Raw genomic sequence first — 20,151 nt, forward strand, 5'->3', positions numbered from 1 at the left:
TTTTATGATGAAAGAGGAAAGGGGGGGATGAAATGAAAGCGATAACAGAAGAGAGAAGGTTCCGCACACGCAAACACAAAAATTCGCAAAAGTGGAAAGTCTTTAAGAATCAAAAATATCTGTACATGATGTCATTTCCGTTTGTGATTTGGGTGTTTGTATTTCAGTATTTGCCTCTGTGGGGATGGACGATGGCATTTCAAAACTACAGACCAGGCAAAGGTTTTTTCGATCAAAAATGGGTTGGATTCGATCATTTCCAAGCACTGTTTCAGGATGAGCATTTCTATTTGGTGCTAAGAAATACACTGGCAATGAGCCTTATGGGGCTTGTGGCTGGGTTCGTGTTTCCTGTATTGTTCGCAGTGGTTCTAAACGAGGTACGGGTTCAGTTTATGAAGCGTTTCGTACAGACTGTTTCTTACCTGCCTCACTTCGTGTCTTGGGTCGTGGCCGCCGGGATCGTCATCAAAATGCTGTCAACTGACGGAGGCGCGATAAACGACTTGCTCTTGGGGCTGAATTTGATTGACCAACCGATACAATTTATGGCCAAGGGTCAACTGTTCTGGGGAATAGTGACCGGAGCCGATGTTTGGAAGGAGACAGGGTGGAACGCCATTATCTATTTGGCTGCCATTTCGGGGATTGGTCCTGAACTGTATGAGGCAGCAAGGGTAGACGGCGCCAGTCGTATGAGACAAATATGGCATATTACACTCCCAGGCATCAGGCCAACAATCATCGTACTGTTTATTATGTCGATTGGCCACCTCGTAGGAATCGGATTTGAAAAGCAATTCTTGCTTGGTAATCACATGGTTAGCGATTATTCCGAAGTGTTGGATCTGTATGCGTTGAACTACGGTTTATCCATGGGGAGATATTCTTTTGGTACCGCTATTAGTATCTTTAACTCGGTCATCAGCGTGATTTTGCTGTTCGTCGTGAATGGACTCTTTAAAAAATTCGCTAACGAAAGCATTATGTAAGGAGGAGGAACAGACATGGAAGCATCCGAGCCGACAACTTCTTCCGTCACACCCAAACGACCGAAGATAGGCGCAAAATCTCCCCAAGACTTGATATTTGACACCTTTGTTTATGTTTTCATTGGAGTCGTTACGATTGCGACGCTATATCCCTTTTTGAATGTGCTCGCCATTTCATTCAACGATTCCGTAGATACTGTTCGAGGCGGTATTTCTATTTTCCCTAGACAATTCACTCTTGAAAATTATAAGCTCATCTTTAGTTATGAGGGGTTGATCACGGGATTCAAAATATCGGTGCTTCGTACTCTAATAGGAACCCTGGCAGGTCTAGTAAGCGGTTCGATGGTTGCTTATACACTTGCTCGTAGAGAGTTTCAGGGAAGACGATTTGTTTCCGTATTTCTGGCGATCACAATGTATGTGTCGGGCGGTTTGATTCCTAGTTTTATCTTGATCAAGAATCTGGATCTGATCAATACGTTCGCAGTGTATATTTTGCCAGGACTCGTAAGCGCCTTCAATATATTCATCATCCGTTCGTTCATTGATGGAATTCCTTATGCTTTGCAAGAATCGGCCAAGCTTGATGGGGCAAACGATTTCACCATTTACTGGCGTGTCATACTACCGCTCACCAAGCCTGCTCTTGCAACCGTAGCCTTGTTCCTTGCTGTCGGGCAATGGAATTCCTGGTTTGATACGTACCTTTATAATGGTTCCAATGACTCCCTGACCACCTTGCAGTATGAGCTCATGAAAGTGCTTCAGAGTACCACCACAAACTCGAACAATATACGTGGGGAAAACATGTCTCAATTGATGTCGCAAGTGTCTCCTGACGCTGTCAAAATGGCGATTACCATCATCGCAACTGTGCCTATTCTCATTGTGTACCCATTCTTGCAAAAGTACTTTGTAAAAGGCATGACACTAGGTGCGGTCAAAAGCTGATGAGACTCTAACCGTAAATGACTTTGTATCCTTAAATTATCTGAAACATGGGGAGTGTTGTTTTTATGAGAAAGCGAACCCGAAAAACAGCAGTAACACTACTTTCAGCTGGTCTGTTGCTCAGTCAGCTCGCAGCCTGCAGTGGAAGTGGTGGTGGGGAATCAGCAAGTCAAGATGGCTCAAATCCTATCACACTTACTTATTTTTCAGAGGATGGAAGTCCTAACTGGAACAATATGAATGACCGTATAGGAAAAGTCATCACAGAGAAAACAGGTGTCGTTTTGGATGCTGAATTCGCAGTGGGGGACCCTGTGCAAAAGGTATCCATCATGGCTGCCACTGGTGAAGTTCCCGATCTCATAGCTGCAAAGGCTGATCTTGGCAAGTTAGTGGATGTAGGTGCAGTTCTCGATCTGACGGACCTGATTGAAGAACATGCGCCTAATATTAAAAAGATGCTTGGCGATAAGATTGTTCGTGCCAAATATAGTTTGGAGGATCAAGCCATCTATGCCATTCCAACTTGGTCTGCTATCGATGAACGTAAATTCAAAGCCGACGGTGGCTTCCAACTTCAACATCGTGTTGTAAAAGAAGCTGGTTATCCTGAAATTCGTACGGTAAAGGACTACGAGAAGGTCCTTACAGACTATATAGCTAAACACCCAACAGATGATAACGGTAACAAAAATATCGGACTAACCATTAATGCGGATGACTGGCATATGTATCAAGTGACGAACATGGGATTTTTTACGACAGGTGCACCGGATGATGGAGAGTACTATGTGGACCAAGAAACTTTTGATGTAACTTATCATTTCCGCCGTCCAGAGGAAAGAGAATATTTCCGCTGGCTGAACCATATGAACGATATAGGTTTATTGGATAAGGAAAGCTTTGTCCAAAAGACGGATCAATTCAAATCCAAGGTTTCATCTGGACGTGTGCTTGGCCTGATCGACCCTGCATGGGACTATGGTGATGCTCAACAGGCATTGAAGGCTGCAGGGAAATTTGACCAGACTTACGGTCATTATCCAGTAACGTTGTCTAAAGAGTACAAGGATACTAATTTCTGGTCCGCTGGGTTTGACGGAGGATATGGGATCGCGATTTCCAGTGAGTGCAAAGATCCTGTGGCTGCAATCAAATTTTTGGATTACCTGGCTTCGGAAGAAGGACAGATTCTGATGAACTGGGGGATCGAAGGACAAGATTACGTTGTAGAGAATGGAAAAAGAACTGTACCGAAGGATGTTCAAGAAAAGATGGACAACGAAGGTAGTGCTTACATGAAGGAATCGGGTCTCGGCCTGTATTGGAACCTATCGGTTCATTATGGTGACGGAATTAAGGACTCAACAGGCAATTATTATACGAAAACGAACAGTGACCTTTTAACGGCGACCTACAGTGCACCCGAAAAAGATGCTTTGGCCGCTTACAAAGTCGAGCACTGGAGAGATCTTTTTCCAAAAGAAGAAGAGTTTCCTGAAAGAAAAGCCGGGGCGGTTTACAATATTGCTTTGCCAAGCGATAGCCAGGCGACAATATTAATGGCCAAAATGAAGGATATCACATGGAAACGAATTCCCGAAGCTGTAATGGCCAATCCAGAAAATTTTGATAAAGTCTGGGATGAGTACATGGCGGAATTGGAAAAGGCTGGAGTGGAAGAGATGGAAGAGGCTTTTGGTCAATATGTGAAAGACCGTGTTAAACTGTGGAGCGGTCAATAAGCATTCAATTGAGAATAGACAGAAAGGCAGGATACGATGAAATCGATACCTTGCAATCCTAATGCATCGGAAGAAGTACGTTCTGTGCTCAACTATTTCCACGAGATTCAAGGGACTGGCATCATTACGGGACAGCACACACAAACCATGGCGCAAGAGGAATTAAACTACATCTATCAAGTAACAGGGAAGTGGCCGGCACTATGCGGATTCGAGCTTCTTGGGTATTCTCCAAACATTAATTATGAGGATAGCGGCGAAGAGTGTTTGCTGGAAGTCGCTGAAAACCAGGATACGCTGCAAAAAGCCTGGGAGTGGACGGAGAACAACAGAGGCTTGCTTACGTTCACATGGCATTGGTTTTCACCGCTTGGCGGACGGGATAAAAGCTTCTATTCGGAGCATACAAATTTTAACGTAAGTAAAGCGATTACGGAAGGAACCAAAGAATATGAAGCCCTGTTGTCCGATATGGACCATATGGCCAATATTCTCCGGGAATTTTGCAACAAACGCATTCCGATCTTGTGGAGACCATTTCATGAAGCGGAAGGCACTTGGTTCTGGTGGGGCAGTAAAGGCCCGGAAATCGCAAAACAATTGTACCGTATCATGTATGAGAGGTATACCCATTATCATAATCTAAATAATTTAATTTGGGTGTGGAACTCACCGTTGGTCGAAGGTTACGTTGGGGATGACGTGGTTGACATTATTTCCAGGGATATGTACCCCCCAGCTCACAAACATACGGATTTACGGAAGGAATATGAGGAACTGGTTGGTGTTACACGAACTCCAAAACTTGCTGCTATCGGGGAGATTGGTCCAATTCCGAGTATTAGAAGCTTGTCCACCTCGCGCATCCCGTGGCTGTGGTTTATGACTTGGTCCCAGGACTTTGGTAGGACGGAGAAGTTTACGACAAAAGAGGAGCTGCGCAGTGCATATCACTGTAACTATGCTATAACATTGGACAAACTACCAAAGCTATATTAAATATTCAAAAACACCTCTTGGCAGCCGATCAGGCGTGAAACGAAGGAAAAGGACCGCATGTTTAAGTGTGTGTCGTGAGACTAACGAAAAATAAGGGCGGAGTATATCCGCCCTTATTTTATTTTTACGGCTTTAGCCAGTTGGCAAACAAGAGCTACAGCCTGGACACACAAAGTGGATGTGCAAATACCACATTGTATTCACCCCGAAGTATAGACAGAAAGAAATCTATAATCAAGTCAGAAAAGATTTAATCGAAATTTTCAAAACGTTTATGCAAGTACAAGGGAGTAGAAATTATAGAAGGTCATATGATGCCCGATCATGTCCACATGCTGGTAGCGATTCCAACGAAGATTGCAGTCTCAATAAAAGATATTCAGTTCAACGCAGGTCTCTGTCTTTGTTTGTAGAGTTGTTGCAATGCCAGAGAATAAAGTTGATAAGCATTATCATTCATGATATATTGTTCACTAGTAAACTAAATATAAGGGTTTATTTAGAAAAACCCTACTATTTAAATGATATTTTTGTTTACAAGTAAATAAGGAGCGATCAAAGAATGATCTCAAAAGATCGAACAAAACAGTTGCTTTATGACCAATTTATCCGTTTTTTACATGTGTATGAGAACCACAAGGATACAGAAATCGAGCATTTCCTAAGTATCGCCCAGCGAGAAAGTATCGAGAAAATCCCTCAGCATTTGACCGCGGTTCATATGATAGATTGCATAGGCAAGCATGAGCCTATTAACAACACGGGTATTGCCGAGGCGATGAATTTGTCCAAAGCAAGTATCACCAAAATTGGCAACAAACTGCTGGAGGAAGGATTCGTCAAACGGACGAAAATGAACGACAACAAAAAGGAAAGTTATTTCCGGTTGTCACCGCAGGGCAAAAAAATCTTTGAACTGCATGAACGTCTTCATATACATGAGGCTGAGCGCTTCTATCGTACTCTCGACAAATACTCGGAAACGGAGCTAAAAGTAATCCATCAATTTCTTCAAGACAGCAGTATGAATATTGAATCCAGATAGAACAAAGGAGAGTGAAGCATTTGAGTCTGGCGGAATTGATCAGGGAGCGCAGGAGTATTCGTAAATGTAACTCTACGCCGGTGGACCAGGAGTTAATTGTAGCATTACTGCGTAAGGCTATAAGGCTTCAACCGTCTGTTGAGTCTGGCTCGTGGCGTGTAGTATATGCCGGAACTCCAGAAGCACGCAAACGGTTGGTAGACTGCATGCTGGAACAGATGTCACAAAGCAAGCTCGGCAAGTTGATTCCAGGGAAACTTCTGGATGTTTTTAAAAAGAGATTTACCGATATTCCTGCGCACGTCATTGTTATGTCGACTGTAGGACCGGATCGTCTGACCAATGACCGCAATTATGCGGCTGCCTGCTGGGTGATGCAGAGCTTCCAACTGTTGGGCTGGGAACGAGGGTTAGGAATGTTATGGGATACAGAGTCCATGATTCAGCATGAAGCGTTCTTCAATGGAATTGGCTTACGTGAGGATGAACGATTTGTTGGTATTCTTCATATAGGATATTACGACAAAGCGCCAAGAAGTCGGAAAAGAACACCAGCCGAGCAGAAATGGACCGTATTGCGAGGACAGTCTACATAGAAGAGGAGGGTATAAAATGAAATTGTCAGATCTGGAAGGAGTCATGGGCGGTCCGAGTGAGTTTTTGGAACAACCGGTATCGCACGACCTCATCCTTGAATTGCTTAATCATGCCGTATGGGCGCCAAATGATGGACTCCGAGAGCCGTGGCGATTTATCTTTGCCGATAACCGGTATGGGGACATCATGCAGGGATTACAGGAGCCTGCCCCTGCATATCTTCTGGTCTTGGTGAAGGAAGAGGCGGATCAATATAAGCGGGAAGAGGACTTTGCAGCTGTCTGCTGCCTAATTCAGAATTTCCGCTTGCTGGCTCATGAGCAAAGTCTGGGTGTGCGCTGTACCTTGCATGACTGGATGTACGACCCAAGCCGTACTGAAATGTTTGGTGTACTGAATAACGAGCGCATTGCTGCGGTTCTGGAATTGGGATACGGTGCAAATCAGTGGAAAGGGAATACAGAGTTGCCTGAGACTCAACTTCATTTTGAACTGCTGTAGGGTGGCGATCAATTTTTATTGCACCAAAACATCATAACTGATTGAGCTTGCTTTCAGGCTCCTCACCATTTTCTACACGTTTTATATTCTTTATAAAGAAATCATATCTTGTTTTATGAAATTTCCGACCATCAGGCATTCCCGCTGTATGTGGAGTAAGTATCACATTACCCTGATTCCGGAGCTCACTGTCAATAGGAAGCGGTTCAGATTCAAACACATCCAGGCATGCGCCTGAAATATCCCCGTTTTTTAATGCATCAATCAAATCTCTTTCGTTGACAATGCCGCCGCGGGCTGTATTGATAAAAAGAGCAGTATTTTTCATTTTTTTGAATGCCGCTTTGTTAATTAGCTGTTTGGTTTGTTCATTCAAGGGTACATGTACACTAACTATGTCCGATGTGCTTACAAGAGTATCAAAATCCGTCTTTTTCACAAAATCGTCCGATTGTACAGTGGCATTTCTCGCATACGCCAGTACATTCATATCAAAAACCCTGCAAAACGCAGCTACTTTTTTTCCAATTGCACCCAAACCGATAATTCCAATCGTTTTTCCCTTCAATTCACTCCCTGTATAGTCCAATTGATTTTCATCCATCTTATTTTTCATGAAAGTATCAAGAGACGGTATGTTTTTATAATAAGACAATAACAGTGCCATGACGTGCTCGGCCACTGCCTGTGCATTCACTCCTGCAGCATTGGCCACCCAAATGCCGAGCTGTGTACAGGCAGGGACATCCACATTATCAAATCCTGCACCCGTCTGTACCAATTTCAATTTTTTTGCGTTAGAAAGCAGGCTATGGTCCACTTTAATATGTTCAGGAATGATTACCTGGCAATCTTCAATATGATGCAGCATTTCTTTTCCGGGCGGAACAATTACAACGTTCCAGTCTTGCGGAAAACTCCCTGCAATATTGGATTTTGAGGTCTCGCTAAAATTGCCAACGATGAGAATTTTCATTGCTAAACCACCTTTCATAAGCTACCATTCTTCAAATAAAACCGTTGATGCTCGTCATTTTATCCTTTTAATACAATTTTATCAAGAAGATTTCATTACGTTCTATTGAACCGGAATGGAAAAGAATCTTGATAAACAATATACTAGCTATATAGTTTTTTTGTTGAGGAGAATATCAAATGGATGAAATCGATGAGTCAAAACAAATTGTATTACAAATCGGCGGTGCATTAAAAAAGTATAGAAAAGAAAAAAACATGACCTTAGACGACTTATCAGAATTAACGGGTGTAAGCAAACTTACTCTGGGGAATATCGAACGTGGTGAGACAAATCCAACTTTGGCTATCATATGGAAAATTTCAAAAGGAATATCTTTACCGCTATTGGCTTTGTTCACATCAGAGAAACCCGTTAGTTTGTATCGAGCAGGGGAGGGACTGCGGTTTTCTAATGATGAAAAAAATTGGGTCATTGAACCCGTCTTTAAAAGCAACGATATTGAAATGTGTCGGGCATACTTACAGCCTAATAGCTCGTATTACCCTGAAGGTCATCATGTGAATACAACTGAAATTGCGACAGTAATGACGGGTTCCATCGAGTTACAAGTTAATGGAGAGATGTACACATTGAATCAATATGATACGATCAGTTTTCGTGCAGATTATCCCCACGCTTATACCAATCATACGAATAACGAAACAGTGCTCCATATATCCTTAAAATATGGTTTCTAGTCGTCGAAAATCCACTTATTAAATGCAACTCCGAATTCCATGACGGGAATTCAGAGTTGTATTTTTTTATTCAATTTTAGTATGTTATAAAATAATTATTGTTTATAAAAGTATCTTATACTATACTTTCATTATTCGCGCGGATGTTATAACAAAGTTTTTCAGCCAACAAGAAGCAAATATAAGACGTAGGAATTCAGGAAGGAGAAATGAAGAATGCCGAATAAACAAAATAAAAAATTCGTGCCATCCTCTGTAGCGCTGATCATTCTCGGCATTATTGTTATTGCAGCTAATTTACGTACTCCCTTAACCTCAGTTGGTCCTTTAGTAGGTTTTATAAGGGATGACGTTCATATTTCAAATACATTAGCAGGCCTGATCACAACGGTACCCTTGCTTGCCTTTGCTGTGTTATCACCTCTTGTACCAAAATTAGGACGGAGGTATGGGGTTGAGCGTATCATTTTGATTGCCCTAATCTTTCTGACTGTTGGTATTGTAATACGATCTTTATCTGGCGCAGTTAATCTGTTTATTGGAACAGCAGTTCTTGGATTCGCCATTGCCATATGTAATGTATTATTGCCAAGTATAATCAAAAGGGATTTTCCAAATAAAATTGGTTCCATGACAGGGGTTTACTCCATTTCAATGAATTTATGTGGAGCAATCGCATCGGGAATCAGTGTACCGCTAGCCATGAACGCAGGGCTAAAATGGCAGGGAGCATTGGGAATATGGGGGATTCTAAGCTTTGTATCAATCCTCTGTTGGTTACCCCAATTAAGAAATCAAACAAAACAAACCGCCAAGACGAGTCAACAAATGGCAAGCAACGATGTGAATGTTTGGCGATCCCCGCTTGCTTGGCAAGTAACCTTGTTCATGGGTATACAGTCTATGGTTTTCTATGTATTGATCGCATGGTTGCCTGAAATTTTAAAGCAGCAAGGAATTGACTCCAACCAATCTGGATGGTACCTCTCGATCATGCAGTTAGCGATGCTTCCATTTACCTTTATTGTCCCTGTTATTGCCGGGCGTATGTCTAACCAACGTTTGTTAGTGGTTATCACAACCATTTTGCTTTTGACGGGGACGCTCGGACTTCTTTACGGAAGTTCTAATGTCATTCTGTTGTGGATCGTCATACTCGGAATTGGTGGAGGTTTCGCCTTTAGTTTGGCCATGATGTTTTTCGGGTTACGCACTGATAATGCGCATCAAGCAGCGGAACTATCTGGCATGGCCCAATCGATCGGATATCTTCTTGCCGCAATCGGTCCAGCCCTTATAGGATATCTGCACGATGCAACAAATAGTTGGAACCTGCCACTTTTCATTCTTCTTGGGGCTTCCGTGTTACTATTTATAGTTGGTATAGGAGCAGCAAGTAATCGTGTTGTAGGTAGTCGAAATGGTTACGAATTGCCACGGAAAGGATGATAACTATGTTTGACAAAATTATGGTGGCCATTGATAAATCTGAAATAACGAACAAACTCCTTGATGCAACCGTTGAAATAACCCAAAATAAACAAACTCAAGTTACCTTGGTTAATGTCAGCCAGGATTATGTGTCAAATGGCATGACATATGTACCAGAGAATTTTTTGGAAGACATACTGAACGAAATGGAGAAAGCCAGTTTGGAACAGTTGCATCAAGCCAAATCTAAATTAAAGTCTGCGGGGATTAACCCGGAAACTGTTCATCTTAAGGGAGATCCTGGGCATGAAATATTGAATTATGCAAAGGATACCGAGCAGCAACTTATTATTATCGGAAGCCGTGGGCTTAGGGGCGTTAAGGAAATGATGCTTGGAAGTGTCAGCCACAAGGTTTCACAGCTATCAAGTTGTCCAGTCCTCATTGTACATTAACTCCTTCGGGAACTGGGGAACGTTCATAGTATGAATAAGTGTTAGAAATCATTCCGCCTGGGGTTCAAACAGAATTCATGACAGATCCCAAAAACTCAATACATGAAACAAACAAAAACCCGCAACGACGCGGGCTTTTGTTTGTTTTTAACATCAAGTATACATTACCTGCCGGGAATTTCATTCAGCGAGTGTTCTTGTTCCTCCAGCAGTCGTTTCAGTTTTTGGCGCTGCCGTTTTTCTTTCTGACGGCGCTCTCTGTCCTCAGCTTGCAGAGCCTTGAGCAGGGAGAAACACATACCAATAAGAACAACAGCGAACGGCAGTGCGGCCACAATGGAGGCCGTCTGTAGACCGTTCAACCCCCCGCTGATCAGTAGGACTACCGCGATGGCGGACTGCATGATTCCCCAGGTTAATTTCACTCTCGTACTCGGGTCCAGCTTGCCATCTGAAGACAGCATACCCAGCACAAAGGTAGCCGAATCAGCCGACGTAATAAAGAAGGTTATGATCAGGAGTGTAGCGATAAATGCTATGATCGTACCCAAAGGAAGCTGCTCCAGTGTAAGGAATAAAGCGGTTGTTGTATCTTGTTTGACGGCCTCCGCCAAATGGGCGGCATTAAACAATTCGAGGTGAAGTCCTGTTCCACCGAAAACGGAGAACCAGATAAATCCGAACAGGCTTGGAAAAACCATGACGTAAATTACAAACTCCTTTATGGTTCTTCCTCGGGATACCCTTGCGATAAACGTGCCAACAAAGGGAGCCCATGCGATCCACCATGCCCAGTAAAATAACGTCCATGCTCCAATCCAGGTTTCTCTTGAGAACGGTGTCAGTCTCAAACTCATGTTAATAATATTCTGCATGTAACTGCCCAATGTTGTCGTGAATGTGTCAAATATAAAAGAAGTCGGTCCAGTCACCAATACAAACACCATCAATAGCACAGCTATAACCAGATTGGTGTTGCTCAGAATCTTAATACCTTTATCCAGACCGGAGGTTGCCGAGATCAAAAACAGTACGGTAACAATTGAGATAATGACAATCTGGGACAGCGTCGAGTTTGGAATACCGAATAAGTAATTCAGACCCCCACCGATCTGAAGCGCACCCAATCCAAGAGAGGTTGCAACACCGAAGATCGTTGCAATGACTGCAAGAATATCAATGATCTTACCAAGCCAGCCTGCAGCAAGACGTTCACCGATCAGCGGAATAAAGGTGGAACTGATCAGTCCTTTGTAGCCTTTCCGGAACTGGAAGTAAGCGAGCGCCAAGCCGATGACGGTATAGATAGCCCAAGGATGAAGCCCCCAGTGGAAAAAGGAATAACGCATTGAAAGTCTTGCTGCTTGCGTTGTTTCGGGTACCGCGCCCTCCGGTGCAGATAAATAGTGGGACAGCGGTTCAGCAACTCCCCAGAAAACCAGCCCAATGCCCATACCAGCGCTAAACAGCATGGACAGCCAGGAAACCGTAGAATATTCCGGCTCATCATCGTCATCCCCCAGCCTAATACCGCCAAATCGGCTGAACGCAAGATAGAAAGCAAAGATCAGGAAGAACAGTGTCGCTAGCAAATAAAACCAGCCAAAATTCTGAATAGAGAAGTTGTAGGCAACATTAGCCACATCCGCCAGCTGAGCAGGAGCGACGGCTCCCCATATTGCAAACAGTACAACGATGATAATTGTGATTGTAAATACCATGATGAGACCCTCCGTTATGTAAGCTTAGCCAACTGTTCCTTAGTATGTGCTAGTCCGACTTGTAATATTTCGGAAAGCTAGCTGTTGATAAATTAAAACAAACCGCCGTGTAATGAAACACCCGTCGGTTTATTCGTTCCCTTTTTAGATGGGGCATTGTGATAAGCCGCTGATGCGCTATCCATTTTTTCTGTTAAGATTTAGAAGTATATTAAGCATACATCTAAAGTTAGGTTCTTGTTTAGCTATGCTCATTTTAGAGTAAAATGAGAGGGGGATTCCAACGAGAATTCAACTCCAAAATAAGGTTATTATAATGAAAAAGATTCTGTAGATATGATAGGGTGATAGGGATGACATTGGAGAATGCTACGTTTATCGACTGTACTTTTTATAAATGTAGATTCAATGACCGGGTTTTACAAGCGGCGAATATCGTCAATTGCTCCTTTACCGGCAAGCTAGTGGATATTACGTTTGAGGGAAATGGCCAACAAAAGTTAATTGCCAATTTTGAAAACTGCATCCTTGACGATGTTCGTTTTGTGAACTGTGACCTGACGCAATGTATTCCGCCAAAATCCAAAAACCATGTGTATGTTGAACAGGTATCCGCACGTGTGAAAAATGCTCTGACGAAGATAGATGATGACCCTAATCTATCTGACGATGATCGGAAAGTACTGGTACGCAGTCTCCGCAAGCTTGAGCCTATGGAACAATATATTTTTAACACAGCGCATATGAAGAAACTATATGGTGATGTTTTTGTTGAACGATTTTTCAGTAGTCTGGATTGTAACATTGCGTAAATTTAAAAATGGATTGAAGTGAAAGGAAGGGGGCCGCTTTTGGTGACAAAAGTTGCCCTCTTTAATTTCCTCTTGATTAATCTTATTTCCCGCTGGCCCTATCCAAATCAGTTGCCAGATAAATGGAATTCCAGTAATTCAAAATCGATGAAATATCATCAATGGAGGTACGCATTGCAATGTAACCGTCGGGACGAATCAATATGAGTTCTTTATTTGTTACATCGTAAATTCGATAGGCATTACCTGCTGTGTCTATTATACCTTCCGCCGCCCCCTCCACGTGGGATGGCAGGATATAATGCATATGGAGTTCATTGTTGGTGAAGTTCTTCAGCGAAGGATCGATGCTGCTTGCAAAAGCCAAAAGCGTCCAGTGTGGGCCTCGCAATAGGTCAAAGAGACTTCCTGCAAATCCGGTGCCTTGCAGGCCCGTAGCATTAGGAGCACGATCCCCAGGAAATGAACGGGTAGCATTTGTTCGAGCAGAACGACGGATAAGCGAACTTGAGCGATAGGAAATGAGTAGCCCGCTCGTCAGATCGTCGGATATGGTGCTCAAAGTTTGGGACAACCCTCCGCCTTCAGTCGCCGTTCCTATGACCACTCCCATCTTCTTCGTGCTGTCCTCAAGAACAGATTGAGCCACTGGGCGGCGCTCCTCATCGTACGTGTCGAGTAAGGCGGTGTCCGCTCCCCGCATCACAGCCGCCAGCTTCCAGCCAAGATTGTACGCGTCCTGCATCCCCGTATTCATGCCTTGACCACCGGCCGGCGAATGAACATGAGCAGCATCGCCGGCAAGGAAGACCCGGCCGTTGCGGTAACATTCGACCATACGAACGTTGACCCGATAGATGGACAGCCAGGAAGCATCCGTGAGCCGAACACGGGCTGCCCCGGCGCGACGGTCAAACATGGCTTGATACGCCTCTAGCGACGGCTGCTCTGGTTCTTCGATGTCTTCCGGAATTGTAGCCTGCAGTTGCCAAATATCGGATTTTGGCAGCGGCGTCACCCCGACCATCCCCTCCGAAGAAGTCCAGATATGGATATGGTCACGATCTAACCCTTCCAATCGTACATCGCCAAGATACCATCGCTCATGATCGTGTGTTTCCCCAACCAACGGTAAGTGAATAAATTTGCGGATATTGCTTTTGCCTCCGTCAGCGCCGACTACATAACGAGCGCGAATTTGCTCTTCTCCTTGTGGTGTATTCACGGTTATCGTTACACCATCCTCATCCTGAACAAGACTTATGGCTTCCATGCCCAACTCAACTTGACCGTCAAGCACTGCATATCGGTCGCGCAATGCTTTTTCCACATCATATTGAGCAATCCAGACCGGATCACGATAGGGTGTTTCAAGTTCGGGGCTGGCTGCAACGGTAATAGCCGGCTTGTCCACACTCCTGCCATCTGCGGTATAATAACGAACAGGCAGATCCACAACACCTGTGTCCATAATGTAGTGGACGGCCTCCAAATCATCGACGACTTCAAGCGAGCGAGGCTGTATTCCTTTGGCGCGAGAAGCAACGTTAAATAAGGAGCTTCGTTCAATAATACGATGGTTGATGTTTCGACGGGCCAGATCACAGGCAAGTGTAAGCCCTGTAGGTCCTGCCCCGACAATAAGAACATCAACAAAAGACGGCTTGCTATTCATGAATAGAATCCTCCTTGTTCATTGATTTGATATGCTACATTTGCTATACTACACCGTGCAGTGTAGTTTGTAAACAGAACGGAACTCTAATTAATTTCTGATGGTATACCTATAAGGGGGCAACGTAAGAATGGATCATACGGAAAACAAGAAAATCCGCAAAGGCTCTTCAGACAAAAGAGCTAAAATTATGGCGGCAGCACGAGACCTGTTTCTTTCCGATGGGTTTGATCGATCCAGCGTTGATGCGGTCGCAGCTAAAGCGGGAGTTTCCAAACGGACAGTTTATGATTATTATGGCGACAAACAAAATCTACTGCTTGCCGTTGTTGAAGAATCCAGTTTGGCGGTTCTGGACATGATTGAGCAAGGGATTTCAGATCACCTCTTGGAATTCGAGGATATGAAGCAGGCGCTCATCTTATTTTGCGAACAAATCGTAGCTTCTGCGAACGGTTCGTCCGATTACATGGCTTTGATCCGTCTGGTTACGGTGGAAGCCGCTAACCTGCCAGACTCGTTTTTTGAAAGGCTGGATAACGCAACTGAAGAGGGGATTATCAGGAGGTTTACAGAGTTTGGACAAACCGGATTGCTCCATGTGCCCGATCCTGAAATGGCTACAAAGCACTTCGCTGCATTAACGTTTTTATTGGTATTTAATCAACCTAGAAAAACAGAGGCATTCGAAGAGGAACAAACCAAACGTATCATCACTGAAGGCGTACGCGTCTTTCTTAGTGCTTATGGACCTCGTACCGTTTAAAACGAAAATCAACCATCATACTGATTGCGATTTTGTTCAAAAAATAAAAAAGGACCGTAAATGTTCATCTTCCATCGATGAATGCTTTCGGTCCTTTTGTGTTTATCCTTAATGAACGACGGTATAGTTCCCGTCTCTCTTGGTTAACGTCTTCGGAAGGCTCCGCCGCGTGCCAGAGCGAAGAAGATGAGCAGAGCAATAATCGAGCCAACGATGGCGGGAATAATATGAAATCCGCCAATCACCGGCCCCCTTGGTCCCAGCAATTCCGTTCCTAACCAGGAACCGATAAAACCCGCAATAATGTTTCCAAGTACACCGCCCGGTACGTCCCGCCCAATCAAGTTGCCGCTTAACCAGCCAATAAGTCCACCAACAATGAGTACCCAGAGCAGATCCATGGATTGTTCTTCTTTCTTCGGGGTTATTACAGGTTATGTAGGGTTCGTTTGAATATACCTCATCTTCCTGCGGGTGGAGGAATCTAAATCGCCTGTGCTAAGATGGGTTAATAGTTGATTAAAGCTGGTGAAAACAGGGCTAGATAGGGGTGTACAGTTGAAGAAAATCCTAGTCATTGATGATGAAATCGCAATTCGAGATTTAATTGAGCTGGTGCTAAGGCGAGAAAACTACGATGTGCAGACCGCAGAGGACGGCAAAACGGGCTTGCAGCTGCTCGACTCTTTTCAACCCGATATAGTGGTACTTGATCTGATGCTGCCAGACTGCTCCGGATATGACTTGTGTAAGGAAATTACCGGGAAACGTGCCGTTCCTGTGATCATGCTCTCTGCCAAAAACGAGGTGATTGACAAGGTATTGGGACTCGAGCTAGGGGCGGAAGATTACATGACCAAACCCTTTGACAACCGTGAATTGCTCGCTCGGATCAAGGTCATTCTGAGAAGAAACGAGAGCAAGGAAGAATCAAGTGAAGGAACAGAGGTGAAATCTACACGCATCATTCATGAAGAGCTGACATTTGATCTGGAAAGCCGCAGGGTGCTGAAAAACGGTGTACCCGTGTCTTTAACGGCTAAAGAGTTTAAAATTCTGGAAACGTTACTCAAAAGGCCAGACAAAATCTTTACCCGGGATGAGCTGTTGCAGATCGGATGGGGATATGATTTTATGGGAGACAGTCGCAGTGTGGATATGACCATCATGCGGTTACGGAAGAAGCTGGAGGATAACGCGGACGAACCGAAGTATGTCAGGACGATCTATGGATTTGGCTATCAACTTGGAGGTGGCGAGGCCTGAAGTATGCAACCCGGTTACTGCTGAATTATTTATTTTTCTCCGTGCTGTCCTTTGGCATCATCATTTTTGCGGTGAATAAAGCCATCGATTACTACAGCTTCATTACCATTGAGAAACAGATGATGGAGAAAGCGGATCTGTCCGAGTTGTCCTTCCGTGAGGTGTTGTCGCAACATAGGTCATCTTCAGGAGAGCCCCAGACCAAGGAAATTGTCAGACTTGCTCTAGAGAAGCTGAAAGCTTCAGGCAAGGAAGTACGTATCTATGACAGCTCCAAGCAGTTGCTGGGCCTGGCTGTGGATGGCATCATCATTAATGATGCCAAACCGCTTATTTTTGACAAAAATATAGAGAAAGCCCTGAGCGGCAGTTATACCTACACCGTCACGGAAGATCATCTGCTTTATTTTGCGACGCCCATTCAGGATCAATTCTACGAAAACGCTTATGTGTATGAGTTCGTGGAGGATATTTCCTACTTTTATGCGATTATGGATCAAATCCGTTATATCCTGTTTGTCGGCGCAGGCGGATTTATTATACTGATTACGTTATCCAGTCTGTGGATTGCCCGCAACACAACCAAGCCGATTAAACTGTTGCTTAGCGCTGCGCAAAGTTTCTCTAGACAGGAGTTTCGTAGAGTTCATCTAAACCGGAAGGATGAGCTGGGCATGCTGGCAGATGGGCTGGATTCCATGGGGCGGCAGCTTCATGATTACATTCAGTATCAGAAACAATTTGTCTCCAACGTATCTCACGAGTTAAAAACACCCTTGGCAGCCATTCGTGGTTTCTCTCAATACTTGGTTGAAGGGGAGACTGAGAACAAGGAGCTGCAAAAAATCTATGCTCATCTGCTGCAGGAATCGGATCGGCTGACACGCTTGATTAATGAACTGTTGTTGTTATCCCGATTCGACAAGGCTGGTTCTAACGAACTGGAAGTCGAGACAACGGAAATGAATGAACTTATTCAGGAAGTCACAATGAATATGGGAGCCAAGGCTAAGGATAAAGGTATCGAGATCAGAGTCAGTCAAGTGGAGGAAGAACCAGATGATGAGGGTACGACAAAAGTTTACGCCAACGTGAATCCAATGCTGATGTCCCATGCGATCGCGAACCTTGTGGACAATGCCATCAAATATTCAGGCAGTCCATCGCTAATCGAATTGAAGTTGGAACATACGCCAAGTGAGGTAGTTATACGGATACGTGATCAAGGGATCGGTATCTCGGGCGAGGAGCTGGAGCGAGTGCAGGAACGTTTTTACCGGGCCAAAAATGCTAGCACAGCGAACGGTTCAGGTCTTGGGCTTTCTATTTGCAAGGAGATTGTCGAGCGGTTTAATGGTTATATTGACATGGAAAGTCAAATCGGGGAAGGAACAACCGTTACGATTGTGTTGCCCCGTGCGGAAACACAATCGTAAATAATTAACGTTACAAGATTGGTACATTTCTGTTATGAGACTAACAAATGTTTTATTTATAATCACTTCATAAGAACAAATCACACATTTATGGAGGGATCATGATGAAATTGATAAACAAAGCAACAGGTGTTATCGTACTAGGTGCTCTACTAACGGTGGCATTAGCGGGCTGTCAGTCCAATGATGCTACGCCCCCAGCAACCGGACAGAACACAGCGAATGAACAGAGCAAAGGCGAAGGAGCAACCAATTCTCCTGCGCCTGCTTCCGAAAGTTCGGAAGAAAAGGGTACTGAAGCTATTAAAGAAGGTTCGATGGAGAAGGAAGGTAATGTGGTGCTGAAGGAGCTTGCTTTTGTCTATAATGAGCACACCATCGCGATTTCGGATACAGCGAATGAAGATCAGATGGAACAGATGCTGGGCAAACCGGATAACCTGAAATCTCATACGTACAGTGCCGACGATGGAACCAACATGGATACGTTAATCGGCTTTACAGAAAAGGTCTATACGTATCCTGGTCTGGAGATTAAAACAATCAGTATACCGGAGGGGAAACAAGACTCCATCTTTCATATCGAAATCACAGATCCTAAGTACACGACAGTGCGAAACATTAAAACAGGAGATAGTCTGGATACACTCAAAAACGCCTACCCTGAGGGGAAACTACTTGGTGATGGAGCCCCTAATGAGGAAGATGACTACCGTTACGAACCATCCAATTATGTGGATGTAATGTCGTTTCATATCAAGGATGCCAAGGTGGAGAGCATTCAGATCTACAGCCTTCTGGACTAATATTTAGTCGAAGGACAAGAACATAGTTCTATTGAAGTCGCTAATTTAGCGGCTTTTTTATTTTATCGGTACAATAGGATGCCATGGCATACACAGGGTAGGATCTGATACCAGTAAAGAAAACGTAACGATTGTCCTAAGTATACGATTGTATAACAAAGCGAAAGGGTCATCCCTCATAGGATGGCTCTAAAACTTGCTGTTACAGACAACACGGAGGACAGTATCATAAACGAAGAAGGTCGGTTGAACAAAAGGGAAACAATAGTTCCATGAAACCAAAGGAGACCGCCGATCAACAGGAGCGGTGGCTTTATTCGACTACAGGGCAGTAAAGTTTAGTTATAATCAACTTTTATCACCATAAAATAAAGTTCATTTGGTAAAATTGTGAAGTAAAAATCACATTAACTGGAGTGGATACTATGCTTTCTGAAGAAGATTATGCGAAGGTGGCGAAAGAAGCTTTACATCAATACCCAATCTATTGGGAAAAACTTGTGTATCTCGGAAAGAGTGATAATGTTACATTTCAAGTTCAGACCAACGATGATCATCAAAAGTTTCTTATCAAAATCCATATCTCAACAATTTCCATTCAATCAAAAGGGAATATCGCATCAGAGCTTATTTGGCTTGAAGCTTTGGTTAAAGATACAAATCTCGTCGTACCTGCACCTGTTAGAAATCTTCAAGGTGATCTGGTAACAGAAATCTCAACTGATCTTAGCGAAAATACAATCATGGTGACTATCCATCATTGGATTCATGGAAGCGTACTCCAAAGAGAGCCAACAAGTAATGAAACTGAAAATTTAGCTCTCTTAATGGCGGCTCTACATAAACATTCTATGCATTGGAATGCACCTGAAGGCTTTAATAGACCAATATACAATTCTGATCATTTATATTCATCACTTAATCAATTAAAACGGTTAGTAAATTTAGAGCTTATCTCAAGTGAAGTGTTTGTTCATGTGGAAGAGTCAGCACATAAAATAGCAAATGTGATACAAAATTATAAACGTTTGCCAAGTAACTGGGGAGTTATTCATTCTGACCTTCATGAGAGTAACTATGTATTTTATGACGATACTCCTCAACCTATAGATTTTCGAATTGTGGCTATGGCTTTTATTTATTTGATATGGCTGAAACATTTTTGCATCTTTCATCTGATAATAGGAAAGTATTTATTTCATCGTATAGCAAAGTAAATCAACTGGAAGAGAAT

At 43.6% G+C, this 20,151-nt stretch carries 20 protein-coding genes and 1 pseudogene; 17 read left to right on the plus strand and 4 right to left on the minus strand.

The features are described from left to right. The first annotated feature begins 32 nt into the window (after positions 1-32). The 8 genes and pseudogenes from MKZ13_RS16435 (at position 33) to MKZ13_RS16470 (ending at position 6,833) form a co-directional block, all read left to right on the plus strand. A complete protein-coding gene (locus tag MKZ13_RS16435) occupies positions 33-992 on the plus strand; it encodes a sugar ABC transporter permease (protein ID WP_221821403.1) in 960 nt (319 codons plus the stop codon). Positions 993-1,007: 15 nt separating this feature from the next. Next, positions 1,008-1,946, plus strand: coding sequence for a carbohydrate ABC transporter permease (locus tag MKZ13_RS16440; RefSeq protein WP_076210480.1), 939 nt, complete (start codon positions 1,008-1,010; stop codon positions 1,944-1,946). A gap of 65 nt (positions 1,947-2,011) precedes the next feature. Beyond that, positions 2,012-3,691 (plus strand): ABC transporter substrate-binding protein, encoded by a 1,680-nt coding sequence (locus tag MKZ13_RS16445; protein ID WP_339176774.1) that lies wholly within the window; start codon positions 2,012-2,014, stop codon positions 3,689-3,691. Positions 3,692-3,727: 36 nt separating this feature from the next. Next, positions 3,728-4,690 (plus strand): glycosyl hydrolase, encoded by a 963-nt coding sequence (locus tag MKZ13_RS16450; RefSeq protein WP_339176775.1) that lies wholly within the window; start codon positions 3,728-3,730, stop codon positions 4,688-4,690. A 178-nt stretch (positions 4,691-4,868) separates the two neighbouring features. Beyond that, positions 4,869-5,058 (plus strand): annotated as a pseudogene (tnpA, locus tag MKZ13_RS16455) (IS200/IS605 family transposase); the annotation flags it as partial. 194 nt (positions 5,059-5,252) lie between these two features. Next, positions 5,253-5,735, plus strand: coding sequence for a MarR family transcriptional regulator (locus tag MKZ13_RS16460; RefSeq protein ID WP_221821406.1), 483 nt, complete (start codon positions 5,253-5,255; stop codon positions 5,733-5,735). Between the two features lie 11 nt (positions 5,736-5,746). Continuing rightward, positions 5,747-6,331: a nitroreductase gene (locus MKZ13_RS16465; RefSeq protein WP_313771457.1), complete on the plus strand. Its 585-nt coding sequence runs from the start codon at positions 5,747-5,749 to the stop codon at positions 6,329-6,331. A 16-nt stretch (positions 6,332-6,347) separates the two neighbouring features. Then, positions 6,348-6,833, plus strand: a complete 486-nt coding sequence (locus MKZ13_RS16470; protein ID WP_221821408.1) for a nitroreductase family protein — start codon at positions 6,348-6,350, stop codon at positions 6,831-6,833. A gap of 31 nt (positions 6,834-6,864) precedes the next feature. On the opposite strand, the gene MKZ13_RS16475 is transcribed toward MKZ13_RS16470, so the two are convergent. Then, positions 6,865-7,809: an NAD(P)-dependent oxidoreductase gene (locus MKZ13_RS16475; RefSeq protein ID WP_221821759.1), complete on the minus strand. Its 945-nt coding sequence runs from the start codon at positions 7,807-7,809 to the stop codon at positions 6,865-6,867. Between the two features lie 179 nt (positions 7,810-7,988). On the opposite strand from MKZ13_RS16475, the gene MKZ13_RS16480 reads away from it, so the two are divergent. The 3 genes from MKZ13_RS16480 (at position 7,989) to MKZ13_RS16490 (ending at position 10,435) form a co-directional block, all read left to right on the plus strand. Then, entirely contained in the window at positions 7,989-8,549 is a 561-nt protein-coding gene (locus MKZ13_RS16480; protein ID WP_221821410.1) for an XRE family transcriptional regulator, read from the plus strand. 216 nt (positions 8,550-8,765) lie between these two features. Further along, on the plus strand, positions 8,766-9,998 hold the full coding sequence (locus MKZ13_RS16485) for an MFS transporter (protein WP_221821411.1): 1,233 nt from the start codon (positions 8,766-8,768) through the stop codon (positions 9,996-9,998). A gap of 5 nt (positions 9,999-10,003) precedes the next feature. Continuing rightward, complete coding sequence (locus tag MKZ13_RS16490; protein ID WP_221821412.1) at positions 10,004-10,435, plus strand: universal stress protein; 432 nt, start codon at positions 10,004-10,006, stop codon at positions 10,433-10,435. Positions 10,436-10,599: 164 nt separating this feature from the next. Here MKZ13_RS16490 and MKZ13_RS16495 read toward each other — a convergent pair whose 3' ends face one another. Further along, positions 10,600-12,156, minus strand: a complete 1,557-nt coding sequence (locus MKZ13_RS16495; RefSeq protein ID WP_339176780.1) for a BCCT family transporter — start codon at positions 12,154-12,156, stop codon at positions 10,600-10,602. Between the two features lie 353 nt (positions 12,157-12,509). On the opposite strand from MKZ13_RS16495, the gene MKZ13_RS16500 reads away from it, so the two are divergent. Beyond that, a complete protein-coding gene (locus MKZ13_RS16500) occupies positions 12,510-12,968 on the plus strand; it encodes a pentapeptide repeat-containing protein (protein ID WP_339176782.1) in 459 nt (152 codons plus the stop codon). An 82-nt stretch (positions 12,969-13,050) separates the two neighbouring features. Here the strand turns inward: MKZ13_RS16500 and MKZ13_RS16505 are convergent, their stop codons facing one another. Beyond that, the gene (locus MKZ13_RS16505) at positions 13,051-14,643 is read right to left on the minus strand and encodes an FAD-dependent monooxygenase (protein WP_339176783.1); all 1,593 of its coding nucleotides are present in this window, start codon (positions 14,641-14,643) and stop codon (positions 13,051-13,053) included. A 130-nt stretch (positions 14,644-14,773) separates the two neighbouring features. Here MKZ13_RS16505 and MKZ13_RS16510 point away from each other — a divergent pair, with 130 nt between their 5' ends. Beyond that, the gene (locus MKZ13_RS16510; protein ID WP_339176785.1) at positions 14,774-15,409 is read left to right on the plus strand and encodes a TetR/AcrR family transcriptional regulator; all 636 of its coding nucleotides are present in this window, start codon (positions 14,774-14,776) and stop codon (positions 15,407-15,409) included. Positions 15,410-15,552: 143 nt separating this feature from the next. On the opposite strand, the gene MKZ13_RS16515 is transcribed toward MKZ13_RS16510, so the two are convergent. Next, entirely contained in the window at positions 15,553-15,810 is a 258-nt protein-coding gene (locus MKZ13_RS16515) for a GlsB/YeaQ/YmgE family stress response membrane protein (RefSeq protein ID WP_024630063.1), read from the minus strand. A gap of 157 nt (positions 15,811-15,967) precedes the next feature. Here MKZ13_RS16515 and MKZ13_RS16520 point away from each other — a divergent pair, with 157 nt between their 5' ends. The 4 genes from MKZ13_RS16520 (at position 15,968) to MKZ13_RS16535 (ending at position 20,134) form a co-directional block, all read left to right on the plus strand. Then, entirely contained in the window at positions 15,968-16,675 is a 708-nt protein-coding gene (locus MKZ13_RS16520; protein ID WP_127549319.1) for a response regulator transcription factor, read from the plus strand. Positions 16,676-16,716: 41 nt separating this feature from the next. Further along, positions 16,717-18,111 (plus strand): HAMP domain-containing sensor histidine kinase, encoded by a 1,395-nt coding sequence (locus tag MKZ13_RS16525; protein WP_221821417.1) that lies wholly within the window; start codon positions 16,717-16,719, stop codon positions 18,109-18,111. A 101-nt stretch (positions 18,112-18,212) separates the two neighbouring features. Then, on the plus strand, positions 18,213-18,917 hold the full coding sequence (locus MKZ13_RS16530; protein ID WP_339176788.1) for a hypothetical protein: 705 nt from the start codon (positions 18,213-18,215) through the stop codon (positions 18,915-18,917). Between the two features lie 425 nt (positions 18,918-19,342). Next, entirely contained in the window at positions 19,343-20,134 is a 792-nt protein-coding gene (locus MKZ13_RS16535; protein ID WP_339176789.1) for a phosphotransferase, read from the plus strand. Positions 20,135-20,151: the final 17 nt, after the last annotated feature.

Source organism: Paenibacillus sp. FSL R5-0701 (genome assembly GCF_037973995.1).
In the GTDB taxonomy this organism is placed as follows: Bacteria; Bacillota; Bacilli; order Paenibacillales; family Paenibacillaceae; genus Paenibacillus.